The 15,058-nt window shown below is 30.7% G+C and carries 9 protein-coding genes and 1 tRNA gene; 6 read left to right on the forward strand and 4 right to left on the reverse strand.

The features are described from left to right. Positions 1–46 precede the first annotated feature (46 nt). The 3 genes from BUB70_RS10570 to BUB70_RS10580 all read left to right on the forward strand — a co-directional run bounded on the left by BUB70_RS10570 (position 47) and on the right by BUB70_RS10580 (position 9,782). Positions 47–4,012, forward strand: coding sequence for an FG-GAP-like repeat-containing protein (locus BUB70_RS10570; RefSeq protein ID WP_234950299.1), 3,966 nt, complete (start codon positions 47–49; stop codon positions 4,010–4,012). A 572-nt stretch (positions 4,013–4,584) separates the two neighbouring features. Next, entirely contained in the window at positions 4,585–7,707 is a 3,123-nt protein-coding gene (locus tag BUB70_RS10575) for a beta-galactosidase, LacZ type (protein WP_073121344.1), read from the forward strand. Positions 7,708–8,135: 428 nt separating this feature from the next. Then, positions 8,136–9,782: an alpha-L-fucosidase gene (locus BUB70_RS10580; protein ID WP_073121346.1), complete on the forward strand. Its 1,647-nt coding sequence runs from the start codon at positions 8,136–8,138 to the stop codon at positions 9,780–9,782. Positions 9,783–9,966: 184 nt separating this feature from the next. Here the strand turns inward: BUB70_RS10580 and BUB70_RS10585 are convergent. Further along, a tRNA-Lys gene (locus BUB70_RS10585) sits at positions 9,967–10,039 on the reverse strand. Positions 10,040–10,138: 99 nt separating this feature from the next. Between BUB70_RS10585 and BUB70_RS10590 the strand changes: the two genes are divergently transcribed. Continuing rightward, positions 10,139–10,648 (forward strand): shikimate kinase, encoded by a 510-nt coding sequence (locus BUB70_RS10590; RefSeq protein ID WP_073121348.1) that lies wholly within the window; start codon positions 10,139–10,141, stop codon positions 10,646–10,648. On the opposite strand, the gene BUB70_RS10595 is transcribed toward BUB70_RS10590, so the two are convergent. Next, complete coding sequence (locus BUB70_RS10595) at positions 10,649–11,149, reverse strand: phosphoribosyltransferase family protein (protein WP_073121350.1); 501 nt, start codon at positions 11,147–11,149, stop codon at positions 10,649–10,651. Between the two features lie 12 nt (positions 11,150–11,161). Next, positions 11,162–11,548: an RNA-binding S4 domain-containing protein gene (locus tag BUB70_RS10600; RefSeq protein ID WP_073121352.1), complete on the reverse strand. Its 387-nt coding sequence runs from the start codon at positions 11,546–11,548 to the stop codon at positions 11,162–11,164. 71 nt (positions 11,549–11,619) lie between these two features. Between BUB70_RS10600 and BUB70_RS10605 the strand changes: the two genes are divergently transcribed. Then, complete coding sequence (locus BUB70_RS10605; protein WP_073121354.1) at positions 11,620–12,297, forward strand: FKBP-type peptidyl-prolyl cis-trans isomerase; 678 nt, start codon at positions 11,620–11,622, stop codon at positions 12,295–12,297. 55 nt (positions 12,298–12,352) lie between these two features. On the opposite strand, the gene BUB70_RS10610 is transcribed toward BUB70_RS10605, so the two are convergent. Continuing rightward, on the reverse strand, positions 12,353–12,874 hold the full coding sequence (locus BUB70_RS10610; RefSeq protein ID WP_073121356.1) for a DUF1697 domain-containing protein: 522 nt from the start codon (positions 12,872–12,874) through the stop codon (positions 12,353–12,355). A 92-nt stretch (positions 12,875–12,966) separates the two neighbouring features. Here BUB70_RS10610 and pta point away from each other — a divergent pair, with 92 nt between their 5' ends. Then, on the forward strand, positions 12,967–15,057 hold the full coding sequence (pta, locus tag BUB70_RS10615; RefSeq protein ID WP_073121358.1) for a phosphate acetyltransferase: 2,091 nt from the start codon (positions 12,967–12,969) through the stop codon (positions 15,055–15,057). Position 15,058: the final 1 nt, after the last annotated feature.

The following is a 15,058-nucleotide window of genomic DNA, read 5'->3' on the forward strand; positions in this document are numbered from 1 at the left end:
AGTTAAAATATACTTTTTTTTATGTTTTTTTTTAGGAATAACATGTGTGATTTATTCGCAAACATTTGAACATATAGAGTATTTAAATGGCTTACAAGATGTTGCAAAAAATAATGGAACAGCAGTAGCTGATTTTGATCAAGACGGTGATTTAGATTTGTTTGTGGTAGCAAAAGCACAAGATAAAAGTGATGCTAATGTTACGGCAAGTAAATTGTTTAAAAATAATAATGATGGGACTTTTACTGATGTAACACAATCTTCAGGTTTAGTTAACTTGTTTCCTTTAGATGAAATAGGAGAGGTTTCTGATGCCTTAACAGGGTATAAGTTTGGTGTGTTTTGGGGAGATTATGATAATGATGGTTTTCCTGATATATTTATGACTCACACTAATAAAATGCAGTTGTTTCATAATCAACAAGATGGAACATTTCAAGAGGTTACAGAACAAGCAGGAATTAAAAAGTACAATGATTGTATTAATACAGGAGCTACTTGGTTTGATTATAATAATGATGGTTTTATAGATGTTTATGTGTCCGATTGGGATGGTGATTGTGAAGGTAATCGTCTATATAAAAATAAGGGGAATGGAACTTTTGAAGATGTGAGTAATATTTTTCAGGGACTTTCTAGTGCACACTCGTATCAAAGTATTCCTTTTGATTTTAATGATGACGGATGGTTAGATTTATATGTCTTAAACGATTTTCCATTAAATCAAGGAGGAGCTAATGATTTATTCATTAATCATAATGGGGAATTCTTTACAGAGGAAGCAGATAGCTATCATTTAGACATTGCAAGAGGAGATATGGGAGCAGCTGTTGGCGATTATAATAATGATGGGGAGTTTGAATTTTATATTGCTACAATAGGTAATAATGCATTATTTGAAAAACAAACAGATAATACCTATAAAGACCTTTCTAGGGAACATAAAGTATATAATGCAGGTTGGGCTTGGGGTGTTACTTTTTCAGATTTTGATTTAGACCGTGATGAAGACTTATATATTGTAAATGGATTTGATTATCCTAATGCTGGAATTGGGAACAACAAATATTACGAGAACATATTAAATAGAGGGCATTCAGGTTTTATAGATAGTTCGGATAAGAGTAAGTTGGGAGAGATAACAATAAGTGTTTCTCAATCTATTTTTGACTATGATAATGATGGTGACTTGGATGCCTTTATCACAAATAATGATGGGCCATCTTATTTTTATGAGAACAAAACCTTAGATTTTACGAATCAAAGTTTAGGACAGCCTAATTGGTTTAAAGTAAAATTAGAGGGTACAGTATCAAATAGAGATGCTATTGGAACTAAGTTGTCTATAAAAACAGTTAGTGGAACATTACATAGATATTATACTGGTAAAGGTTTTTTATCACAAAGTTTACAATCTGTTCATTTTGGATTGGGATCAGATAATGAGATTTTAGAATTAAATATTACTTGGCCATCCGGTGCAATAGAAACATTTAAGAATATATCAGTAAATAAAACTGTTTTGGTAAAAGAGGGTGTTGGTATAGAGGCTTATAATAGTTTACCTAGTGTAAAAGTTTATGGTTGTACGGACCCCAATTCTTGTAATTACAATCCAAATGCTACGATTAGTGATGGAAAATGTACCTATTTAGAAGGAGGGCATATTTCTGGTAAAAAGAATGTAATTCAAGAAAATATTGAAGTTTACTCTTATAATTTACCAGAAGGATCTAGAGCGGATTGGGATATTATTGGAGGTGAAATTTTAGAAATATCAGATGAAGGTGTTTTAACAGTAAAGTGGGGCAGTCCTGGTACAGGAGTTTTAAAGGTAGTAGAATCGAATGATTATTGTGTGAGTGAATCAAAAGAGTTTACAGTTAGTATATACAAAGATGTAGTAGATACGACCAATCCTCATTCAGTAGCAAGAATATGGAATGAGACTTTATTATCATTAATACGAAAAGATTATGCAAGACCTACGGTACATGCAAGAAATTTATTTCATACAAGTATTGCTATGTATGATGCATGGGCAGTTTATGATGAATCGGCATTGACTTATTTACTAGGAAATACCATTCATGGTTTTAGTAGTGAATTTGATGGTTTTAGTACCTTAGAATACATAAAAAAAGCTAGAGAGAAAACGATAAGCTATGCTATGTATAGATTATTATCTCACAGATTTAAACATGCTCCGAACCCAATATTGTCTCAATCTATTATAGATGCTACAATGACAGAGTTAGGTTATGATAGTTCTATTACAGATGTTGATTATAGTACAGGAAATCCTATTGCTTTAGGGAATTATATTGCTACACAAGTAATAAATTACGGATTACAAGATGGTTCAAATGAAGAAGAGTTATATGCTAATAAGTTCTATCAGCCAGTTAATCAACCTCTAGATCTATCAAACCCTAAAAGTTTAGAAAATATAGACCCTAATAGATGGCAACCTTTAAGCTTTAATACATTTATAGATCAGAGTGGAAATGTAATAGGAGGAGTTACTCCAGGTTTCTTAGGTCCAGAATGGGGAAATGTTTTACCTTTTTCACTATCCGAACAAGACAAATCTGTTTACAGTAGATCAGGACATGATTATGCAGTGTATCATGACCCCGGAGCTCCTCCGGTTATTTCTGATGATGAATATAAGTGGGCATTTAGTTTAGTATCTAAATGGGGATCTCATTTAGACCCTACCGATGGAGTGATGTGGGATGTTTCCCCAAAATCTATAGGTAATATTGATTTTGAAGAGTTACCAACCAGTTTTACTGATTATGCTAAGTTTTATAAAGAGGTTGCAGGTGGTGATATTGGAAAAGGAAGGTTTTTAAACCCTGTAACGCAAACATCTTATCAGGAACAATGGGTTCCTAGAGGAGACTATACAAGAGTTTTGGCAGAATTTTGGGCAGACGGACCAGATTCAGAAACACCACCAGGTCATTGGTTCACAATCTTAAATTATGTAAATGATCATAAACTATTGGTAAAAAAACTAAATGGTCAGGGAAAAGTTTTAGACAATTTAGAATGGGATGTTAAGTCGTATTTTATATTAGGAGGAACGATGCATGATGTAGCGGTAGCGGCATGGGGAATAAAAGGTTGGTACGACTATATTCGACCTATATCAGCCATACGCTACATGTCAGAAAAAGGACAAAGTAGTGATCCATCAAAACCTAATTATCATAAAGACGGAATTCCATTACAAACAGGATTGATAGAAGTTATAAAAGAAGGAGACCCTTTGGCAGGAGAAAATAATATAAATGTTGGAAAAATAAAGTTGTTTTCATGGAGGGGACATAAATTTATAGAAGACCCAGCGGTGGATGAAGCAGGTGTTGGTTGGATTTTAGCAAAAGATTGGTGGCCATATCAAAGACCAACTTTTGTAACCCCACCATTTGCAGGTTATGTTTCAGGTCATTCAACTTATTCAAGAGCCGCAGCAGAAGTGATGACAGCATTAACGGGAGATGAATATTTTCCTGGAGGTTATGGAGAGTTTATTGCTAAGAAAAATGAGTTTTTGGTTTTTGAGGAAGGACCATCAGTAGATGTAAAACTACAATGGGCTACTTATAGAGATGCTTCAGATCAATGTAGTTTATCAAGAATATGGGGAGGGATTCATCCTCCTTTAGATGATATTCCAGGTAGGATTATAGGAGAGGAAATAGGTATAGAATCTTATAAATATGCGACTAGTTTTTTTAATAAGAAAACTGTAGATGACAACACAAGAATAGAGGTAAGTCCCAATACGCTTAGAGAGGGTATAAGAGAGGTTGAAGTAAAAAATGTATTAGAGGATAGTACTATCTATTTGTATAATATAAATGGAAAATTTTTAGAGGTTTTAAGCAAGGAGTATAATTCAAGGACTAATAGTTATGTTGTAAGGCTTCCTGTATCATTATCAGCAGGAATCTATATTTTAAAAGTAAATAATCAATCTAGTAAAATAATCGTTTTATAGGAATAAATTAATATGAAAAAAACAATCTTTTTTGAGATATCAACTCCAAAATATTTTTATTATTTATCACAACGACTTTATATGCTCAAAAAGAGCCATTAAGAAGTTTTCCTCTTATTTTTTGTAAGATTATTTGAATGTCCTTTTAAAGAATTAAAACAAGTAGATATAAATTATTTTTTATCTATAGACCTAGATAAATTATTAGCTCTCTTATTTAAGAGAAGTGTGATTAAAATGAAAAAAAAGAACTTATACATTGTTGATTACATGGTTTTGGAAGCTGTAAATACAAAAAAAAAATAGTAATTAAATTTATAGCTAAAGAAAAATAATTTACACCTAAAGTGTTTTATTTGAGGTTGTTAAATTAAATTAAAAAAAAGGTGATTAATTTTATTATCAATACAACCATGCTTTATTATTATATTACCCCCTTTAAATTCTTATAAATATCATTTTATTTGTGTAATAGTTTTTTTAATAAGAATTAGTACGTATTTCAGGTCTTGTTTTACGGAATTTTTAAAATCATTAGTTTAGTTAAAATAAATATCCTCAAAATAAAAAAAATGAATAGAATAAAATTAGCATTATTACTTGTTTTACTAGGTTTAGGTAAAAGTAGTTATGCTCAGTCAAACGTGAATGAATGGGAGAATCCTGCTGTTTTAGATAGAAACAAAGAATCAGCACATTCTATATTTATGTTGTATGAAAATGAAGAAGTAGCCTCTAAGAATAATCCAGAAGCATCTAAAAATTATAAATCTTTAGATGGAACATGGAAGTTTAATGTGGTTAAAAAACCAGCATTAAGACAAAAAGATTTTTATAAAGTAGATTTAAACGATAAGAATTGGTCTGATATTACAGTTCCATCAAACTGGGAATTACAAGGATTTGATATTCCTATTTATACAAATGTAGCTTATCCATTTCCTAAAAACGCTCCATTTATTGATGAAAATTATAATCCAGTAGGTAGCTATAGAAGAACTTTTACAGTAGATAAAGAATGGAAAGATAAAGAAGTGATTTTACATTTTGGTTCTATATCAGGATATGCCGTAGTATATTTAAATGGTAAAGAAGTTGGAATGACAAAGGCTTCTAAAACACCAGCTGAATTCAATATTACTTCATTTTTACAAGATGGAGAAAATTTATTAGCAGTTCAAATTTTTCGTTGGCACGATGGTAGTTACTTAGAAGATCAAGATTTTTGGCGTTTAAGCGGTTTAGAGCGTAGTGTTTATTTACAGGCTTTACCTAAAACTACTATTTGGGATTACTTTGTAAAAGGAGGACTTACTGAAGATTATAAAAATGGAACTTTTAACTTAAGTGTAAAATTACGTGATTTTGATAAACGTGATTTTAAAAAAGGTGCAGTTCAAGTAAAATTATACAATCCTGAAGGAAAATTAGTTTTTGATGTAAAAGAAAAAGTAAAGAAAAAAACAACAGAAGTTAATTTTAATGAAATTGTAGAAAATGTTGCTGCTTGGAGTGGTGAGTTTCCAAACCTATATACATATTCTATTAGTTTGTTAGATGATGAAAACAAAGCTATTGGAGTTATAAATGAAAAATTAGGATTTAGAAAAATTGAGATTAAAAATTCTCAATTAATGGTAAATGGAGAACCTATTTTGGTTAAAGGAGCTAATTTACACGAACATCATGATGTAAAAGGACATACTCCTGATAGAGAAACGATGTTACAAGATATTAAATTGATGAAAGAAAATAACATCAATGCAATTCGTATGAGTCACTATCCTCACGATCCATATTTGTATAAATTATGTGATATATATGGGATGTATGTGGTAGATGAAGCTAATATTGAAACACATGCTATGGGAGCAGAGTTACAAGGTAACTTTAATAAAGAAAAACATCCTGCTTATTTACCTTTATGGGCACCTGCACACTTAGATAGAATAGAACGTATGTTCCATGCAGATAAAAATAACACTTCAATTATTCTTTGGTCTATGGGGAATGAATGTGGTAATGGACCTGTTTTTTACGAAGCATATGATTGGTTAAAAGCAAATGATGATACTCGTTTTGTACAATTTGAACAAGCAGGACAAAATACAAATACAGATATTGTTTGTCCTATGTATCCTGGAATTAATTACATGAAAGAGTATGCTGCTTCAGAGCAAACAAGACCTTTTATTATGTGTGAGTATTCTCATGCTATGGGAAATAGTAATGGAAACTTTCAAGAATATTGGGATATCATTAATTCAAGTAAACATATGCAAGGTGGATTTATTTGGGACTGGGTAGACCAAGGATTAAAAACCAAAGATGCTAATGGAAAAGTGTTTTGGGCTTATGGAGGAGATTTAGGAGGAAAAGATTTACAAAATGATGAAAATTTTTGTGCAAATGGATTGGTAAGTGCAGATAGAACACCACACCCAGCACTTGAAGAAGTAAAAAAAGTACATCAAAATATTGCATTTACTTTAAAAGATGGTAAAATATTAAGTATTACCAATGGTTTTGATTTTACCAATTTAGACCAGTATTACTTTACATTTGATATTACTAAAAACGGACAAAAAATAATTGAATCTCGTTTTGAAATTTCTTTAAAACCAAATGAAACTACTCAAATGGATTTAGGAATACCAGCTTTAGAAAAAAATGGAGAATATTTCTTAAATATATATGGATATACTAAAAAAGAAAATCAACTTTTAGCTGCAGATCACGAAGTTGCTAGAGAACAATTTGATTTAAAAGTAGCTGATTATTTTGCATTACAATCAGAAAGTAATACTTCACAAAAAATTAAATATTCTGTAAAAAATAAAGTTTTATATTTTAATAATTACAGAGTAGAAGGAAAGTTAGATTTAAAAACAGGGAAATTAACATCGTATAAATTAACACATACAGATGAATCTCCTATTTTAAATTTACCAAGCCCTTATTTTTGGAGAGCTCCAACAGATAATGATTTTGGAAATAGAATGCCAGAGAGATTAAAAGCATGGCGTTTTGCTGACAAAACTTTAAAAGTGGTAGATGTTAAAGTAGGGAAAATGACGGCTGAAGGTTTACCAGTAACAGCTAACTTTATTTTATCAGAATTAAAAGTAAAATACACTATTGATTATTTGATTAAAAATGATGGAGCTATCAATATAAAAGCCACTATTGATATGGGAGATCAAGAAGTACCAGAATTACCACGTTTTGGAATGCGAATGATTCTTAATGGAGATAATAGTAATTTATCTTATTACGGTCGTGGTCCTTGGGAAAACTATAATGATAGAAATACATCTTCTTTCGTTGGTCTTTATGAAGATAAAGTAGAAAATCAGTTTACATGGACATATATTAGACCACAAGAAGCAGGTTATAAAACAGATACTCGTTGGTTAACTCTTAAAGATAATTCTGGAAAAGGAATTAGAATAGAAGGAGATCAGCCTTTAGGATTTAGTGCTTTAAATATTTCTACCGAAGATTTAGATCCGGGAGAACATAAAGCACAACGTCACCCAACAGATTTAACAGTACAAAATAAAGTTTTCTTACATATAGACTTAAAACAAAGAGGTTTAGGTGGTGATAATAGCTGGGGATCATATCCTCACAGACAATATAGGTTGCATGATAACAAATACACTTATGGATATACAATTTCTTTAGAGAGATAAAAATGAATATCAGATTGCTATGAAAAAAAACTCCTTAAATAGATTTAAGGAGTTTTTTTTTCATATATAAGTTAAGAGTCTAAACTAAAATCATGTAATTTAGAAATTCCAGAAATCTCTCAATCTGCTTTATCTATATATAATCGGTAATATGGACTAATTCCATTTATGATTAAGTGATATATAATCAACATATAGTAATGAAAATGAATATTTAAATTGATTGTCATGAATCATAAAAACGAGAATATTTAAACGTATTTGTATAAGAAAAAGTCGGTTTTGTATAAAGAATTAAAGTTACTAAAATTTATTTTTGAAAGTGGTGAGATATATGGTTACTAATGTTTTTGTTGTTGAGTATTTAGTATATTAAGTATCATCATGTAAAAGTGATAATAAAATAAGTCATATTTAAAATATAATCCATGAAACGTAGAGATGTTATAAAATTAGGTTTTGCAGGTGCGGCAGGCCTTTATATAAATCCAATATTTGCAAAGTTAAATTACTTGACTAAAGTAGATCAACCAATTTTATTTAAACCTAATTGGGAATCATTAAGTAAATACAAAGTTCCAGATTGGTTCCGTGATGCAAAATTTGGAATGTGGGCCCATTGGGGACCTCAATGTGAACCAGAAGCAGGAGATTGGTATGCAAGAGGAATGTATCAAGAAGGTTCTTGGCAGTATAAGTTTCATGTTAAAAAATATGGTCATCCTTCAAAATTTGGGTTTAAAGATGTTATTAATGTTTGGAAGGCCGATAAATGGAATCCAGAAGAATTGGTGAATTTATACAAAGATTCTGGAGCCAAATATTTTATGGCAATGGCTAATCATCATGATAATCTAGATCTTTATGATAGTAAATATCAACCAAATTGGAATACTACTAAATTAGGTCCTAAAAAAGATATTATTGCTGGATGGGAAAAGGCGGCTCGTAAAGCAGGATTACCTTTTGCAGTAAGTGTTCACGCAGCACATGCGTGGAGTTGGTTTGAAACGTCTCAACGTGCTGATAAAAAAGGTGATTTGGCAGGAATTCCTTATGATGGTAATTTAACAAAAGAAGACGGAGCAGGAACTTGGTGGGAAGGTTTAGACCCCCAAGAATTATACGCTCAAAATCATCCATTAAGTGAAAATAGTTTAAATAATGGAACCATACATAGTCAATGGAATTGGGGAAATGGAGTAGTAAAACCATCTGATGCTTATATAGAAAAGTTTTACAACAGAACTATTGATTTAATAGATAAATATAATCCTGATTTGGTATATTTTGATGATACTGCTTTGCCTCTTTGGCCAATAAGTGATGCTGGCTTGAGAATAGCAGCTCATCTATATAATAAAAGTCTCGGAAAAAATGAAACCGTTCAAACAGTTGTTACAGGTAAAATTTTAGATGAACAACAACGCAAGGCTATGGTTTGGGATATAGAAAAAGGACAAAGTAATAACATAGAACCTTTACCTTGGCAAACAGATACTTGTATTGGAAATTGGCATTATGATAGAGGAGTTTATAACGATAAACGATACAAATCAGCCAAAACAGTTATTCATACTTTAGTTGATGTGGTAAGTAAAAATGGAAACTTAATGTTAAACATTCCTGTTCGTGGTGATGGAAGTATTGATGAATTAGAACGTAAAATTGTAGAAGAAATAGGTGTGTGGATGAAATTAAATAATAAAAGTATTTATGGCACACGTCCATGGAAAATATTTGGCGAAGGACCACAGCAAGAAAGTGCCGCTGCCCTAACAGCACAAGGTTTTAACGAAGGGAAAGGTAAACCTTATACTTTTAAAGATATTAGGTTTGCACAAAAAGAAGATATACTTTATGCTACGGTAATGGCTTGGCCAGAAGATGGTAAAATATTGATAAAAAGCTTGGGAAAAGAATCTAAATATCATCCTCAAAAAATTAAGAAAATTAAATTATTGAGTACAGGTGAAAAATTAAAATATAAACAGCATTCTGATTTTCTAGAAGTATATTTTCCAAATGACCAACCAAAGGCTTCTTATGCTAATGTGTTGGAAATTATGTCATAGTTAATTGATTTCAGATACACTTGTTTTTTAATTTTAATAATGCTCACAATAAATTTTTGAAATTGTATAACTAAAAAAGCCTAACTATTATAGTTAGGCTTTTTTGAATCATGATTATTTTATTCACCACAAATTTAAAATCTATTGCAAATAAAAAGCTCCTCTAAAAAGAGGAGCTTTTCTGTGACCGGGCTGGGGCTCGAACCCAGGACCCTCTCCTTAAAAGGGAGATGCTCTACCAACTGAGCTACCAGGTCAATGAGAGTGCAAATATAATAGTTTTTTTTAGGGAGGAAACTTTTTTTAGCTAGTTTTTTCCTTGATATTTGTGTCTAGTAATATTATTATTAAAGATGATGAAATTAGTTCTATTAGGATATATGGGGTGTGGTAAATCAGCTGTTTCAAATGCATTGAGTAACTCTTTGAATTTGAAAAGAATAGATTTAGATGATTATATAGAAACGAAAGAAGGAAAAACTATTGCTGATATTTTTAAAGATCATGGAGAAATTTATTTTAGAAAACTAGAAACATCGTCCTTATTAGAATTATTAGATAATGATGAAGCATTTATTCTTTCTTTAGGCGGAGGAACCCCTTGTTTTGGAAATAATATGGAAATAATCAACAAAAAATCTACAGCGGTCTATTTAAGTGCTAATATTCCTACTTTGGTAAGTAGGTTGTTACCAGAAAAAGCCAAGAGACCATTAATTGCTAGAATTGAAGATGAAGATTTGGCAGAGTTTATTGGGAAACATTTGTTTGAAAGACGTCATTTTTATTTACAAGCAAAAATTGCTGTCTCTGTAGATGATAAGCCTGTTCAAGTAATTACAGATGAAATAATAAAATCTTTATAATTAGCATAAATAAGCGACAGATTCTTCTTCATTACTAAAATCAACCTCAATAGTTTCTTGTAAAGAAGTAGATAAAGAAATTCCTTTAAAATCTGCTTTTACAGGATATTCTTTATGATTTCTGTTGACCAAAACAGCTGTTTTAAAAGAAGCTAAAGAAACATTTAAAAAATGTTTAACTCCATAAATAAGTGTTTTTCCAGAGTTTAACACATCATCAATTAAAACAATATGTTTATTAGTGTAATTCTCTTTAGAAATACTAGTTTCAATAGTATTTAAAGGATTTTTCTTGTCTAAAATCACCTCACATAAAGTAATATTTAGATCAGAAATTTGTGTTAAATGATTTTTAATGTGTTGTGCAAAAATAAATCCATTCCCATTAATTCCGGCTAAAATAATTTCGTCAACATCACAATGGCTTTCTAAAATTTGAAAAGCAATTCTTCTTGTTTTCTGTGTGATTTCTTGATGATTTAAAATAATAGACTTGTTCATGTAGTAATGAATTTAATTTTCGGTTTCAAAGTTATTGTTTTCTTGGTATTCGTCTAAATCTCTTCTATCTTTTTTACTAGGTCTACCAGCACCTTTTTGACGATAATAATCTTTAGAATATTTTAACAAATCTAAATGGTCAAAGGCCTCTTTAGGTGTGGTATCTTTTCTATATAAATCTACCAATTTAGCTCCAACCCTGTTAGGGGGAACGTCTAAAACCTCTAATTGATAATTGATTTGATTTTTACGAACAATTAATTTTTCACCAATATATACCTCTTTAGAAGGTTTGGCATTAACATTGTTAATCTTAATGTGACCTTTTTTACATGCCTCAGTTGCTATAGATCGAGTCTTAAACATTCTAATGGCCCATAAATATTTGTCAATTCGCATGCGTTATTTTTGTTTGTTTCTTTCTGCTAAGATATGAAAATTGTAAATTGCGTCTCCTAAAACGTTCAAGAATGAATTTTAAAAAATTATGTTTAGCCTTAGTGGCCACTATCATAGTAAGCTGTGATCAAAACTCATTGGAGGAATTTGATCATGCAGCACAATATGTAATCGAAAAACCAATGATAGATGAGTATCTAGCGACTCACTATTTTGATCCTGTAGATAAAGAGATTAAAGAAATTGATGCTGATCAAACTGCTTTAGAGGATGATACTAATTTACAAGCATTACACTCAACTGTAAATGATGTAGATTACACTATGTATTCTTATGTGTATGAGCAAGGGTTAAACCAAGATGCGGGTAATCAAGATGAAGGTGTTGTAAAAGGAAGTCCTGATGCTGATGATATTGTAAATGTTGCTTATAAACTATCTTCTATAACAAAAAAGGATGATGAAGGAGAATATAGAGTGTATCAAGAAAGTACTTTAAATGATGTTTTTTTATATGGAGATGAAGTAATTAGAGCATGGCCAATTGGATTATCAGTCTTTAGAGGAGGGTATGCAAATGAAAGTGATCCTACAATCCCGAGACAATTTTCGGGTACTGGTAAAGGATTCATGATTATTCCTTCAGGTTTAGGTTACTTGAACGGAGGAAGTGGAGCCATTAGTCCTAATGAGTCTTTGCTTTTTAAAATTGATTTAAGATTAGTAATTTCTGCTGGAGAAGACTTGTGAAAAATAGAATACATGATATTAAAAAAGCATTTGTTTAATTCAAACAAATGCTTTTTCATTTTTCAGCAATTTCTATTAGTTTACTAATTGTTCTTATATTTCTAGTAGTAGCAGAAATATCTAGTTGTTTTTCAAAATAATTATTATTTAGTTTAGAATCGCTATACTTGGTAGCATATTGAATATAAATAATATTATTTTTTAGCATTAAAGTATCCAAGCCTTTATTGATATTGTTTACTTGTTCTTGCTCAGGAGCTTTTGATAAAAAGGTAACATAATCTACTTTATCTTTAGGGGGAAAGGGGTAATCAGTAAAAATCTTTTTAAACTCATCTAAAGTATAGACAAATGCCTTGATTTTATATTGATATTCTTTTAGAATGATTTTAGAAAATAAATCACTGACTTCTTGAGGATGATGAATATTGCCTTTAACAACAAAATTACCACTTTGTATATAACTTTTAATACTAAATAATTTTGAGTTTTTCAAAAGAATGTCTACAAATTCTTTCATAATTATTTTGTGTTTACCACTCACATTAATTCCTCTTAATAATACTATATACAACATCCTAAAAAAGTTTTAACAAAATATAAAAGTATGATTTATATTAGTTTTTAGAGTATTTCATTATATTACTTTTGTTATTAAAATAAGATATTATGAGTAAAGCTATTTACATTGCAGCATCCCATTCAAATAGTGGAAAATCTATTGTAACTTTAGGTTTAATGAGGTTGTTGTTAGGAAAAACAACCAAAGTAGGTTACTTAAAACCCATTATTACAGTAGCAAAAAATAAAAAAGATTTTCATATAGAAACCATTATTTCTCATTTTGATTTAGATATAGATTACCATGATGCTTTTGTGTTTACAGGTAAAGAAGTTATTGCTAAAAGAAATCAAGGGAAAATAGGAGATGTTATCGATACCATTATCAAACAATACAAAAAAATGGAATCGAAATATGATTTTGTATTGGTAGAAGGGACAGATTTTGAAGGAGATGCCACTTCTGTAGAAGCAGAGTTAAATGTAAATATTGCTAAGAATTTAGGAATCCCAGTATTAATCATCAGCAAAGCATCAAAAGAATCTGTAGATAACACTATTGAAAATACAAAGTTAATTTACGATACTTTTAGAAATGGAGATGTAGAGGTTTTATCGGTTATTGTAAATAAAGTAAGTAAAGATAATTTAATAAAAACGGAAAAGCGTTTGCTAGAAATAGTTCCTAAATCAGTAGTGACTTGTGCAGTGCCATTTTCTAATAAATTATCCAATCCAACAGTTGCTGAAATAGTAAGAGAGTTAGATGCTGAAGTGATGTTTGGAGTCTCAGGATTAAATAATCCAATTAGTGCTTATGGAGTAGGAGCTATGCAATTAAGAAATCACTTAGAGCATTATGTAGAAGATTATTTAGTAGTAACACCAGGGGATAGAGCTGATATTATTTTAGGATCTTTACAAGCCAATAGCTCTAAAAACTACCCGAAAGTAGCAGGTATTTTGTTAACAGGTGGGTTAAAACCCGAAGCAACTATTTTAAGATTGATTGATGGACTATCTGATATTGTTCCTATTTTATCTGTACAAACAGGAACTTTTGAAACTGCTACAAATGTAGCCAATGTTCAAGCTCAGATTTATTCAGAAAATACAGATAAAATTTTAGCATCCTTAAGAATTTTTAATAAGTATGTACCAACCGAAGAGTTAACCAATAAGTTAATTAAGTTTGAAACAAAAGGAATGACTCCTAAAATGTTTCAATACAATATGGTGGATAGAGCTCAGAAACATAAAAAAAGAGTGGTTTTACCAGAAGGAAACGATCCTAGAGTTTTAGAAGCAGCAGCAATGTTGGCTACCTTAAATATTGTAGATGTGACCTTGTTAGGTGATGTTGAAGAATTAAAAATAAAAGCAGAAAAGATTGGTGTTGCTATTAATTTTGATAAAATTAAAATTATCAATCCATCAACATCAGAATATTTAGAAGATTTTGTCAATACTTTTTATGAGTTAAGAAAACACAAAGGGATAAATATAGATATGGCTCGTGATACCATGACAGATGTTTCTTATTTTGGAACCATGATGGTACATAAAGGATTGGTAGATGGAATGGTTTCTGGTGCTGTAAATACCACCCAACATACTATTAGACCAGCATTACAGTTTATTAAAACCAAACCAGGAGTATCGGTGGTTTCTTCAGTTTTCTTTATGTGTATGGAAAATAGAGTATCTGTATTTGGAGATTGTGCCATCAACCCTGATCCTACAGCAGAGCAGTTGGCAGAAATTGCTATTTCTTCTGCAGATTCAGCAGCTAATTTTGGGATAGAACCAAGAGTCGCTATGTTGTCTTATTCTTCTGGTTCCTCAGGAAAAGGAGCTCAAGTAGATAAAGTTCGTACAGCCACAGAAATCGTAAAAGCAAAAAGACCAGATTTAAAAATAGAAGGACCTATTCAATATGATGCTGCTGTTGATCCAGGAGTAGCAAAAAGTAAGATGCCAGATTCTGAAGTAGCAGGAAAAGCAACTGTATTAATTTTCCCTGACTTAAACACGGGAAACAATACATACAAAGCCATTCAAAGAGAAACAGGAGCCTTAGCTATTGGTCCAATGTTACAAGGATTAAATAAACCAGTTAACGATTTAAGTAGAGGTTGTACTGTAGATGATATTTTTAATACGGTTATTATTACAGCCATTCAAGCACAAGAATTATAAA

The sequence above is a fragment of the Wenyingzhuangia marina genome, from assembly GCF_900130035.1.
Lineage (GTDB): Bacteria > Bacteroidota > Bacteroidia > Flavobacteriales > Flavobacteriaceae > Wenyingzhuangia > Wenyingzhuangia marina.

Bases quoted from the DNA above. Each gene is read 5' to 3' on its own strand.
- BUB70_RS10575 (WP_073121344.1), top strand. From the start codon at position 4,585: ATGAATAGAATAAAATTAGCATTATTACTTGTTTTACTAGGTTTAGGT.
- BUB70_RS10580 (WP_073121346.1), top strand. From the start codon at position 8,136: ATGAAACGTAGAGATGTTATAAAATTAGGTTTTGCAGGTGCGGCAGGC.
- BUB70_RS10590 (WP_073121348.1), top strand. From the start codon at position 10,139: ATGAAATTAGTTCTATTAGGATATATGGGGTGTGGTAAATCAGCTGTT.
- BUB70_RS10595 (WP_073121350.1), bottom strand. From the start codon at position 11,149: ATGAACAAGTCTATTATTTTAAATCATCAAGAAATCACACAGAAAACA.
- BUB70_RS10600 (WP_073121352.1), bottom strand. From the start codon at position 11,548: ATGCGAATTGACAAATATTTATGGGCCATTAGAATGTTTAAGACTCGA.
- BUB70_RS10605 (WP_073121354.1), top strand. From the start codon at position 11,620: ATGAATTTTAAAAAATTATGTTTAGCCTTAGTGGCCACTATCATAGTA.
- BUB70_RS10610 (WP_073121356.1), bottom strand. From the start codon at position 12,874: ATGTTGTATATAGTATTATTAAGAGGAATTAATGTGAGTGGTAAACAC.
- pta (WP_073121358.1), top strand. From the start codon at position 12,967: ATGAGTAAAGCTATTTACATTGCAGCATCCCATTCAAATAGTGGAAAA.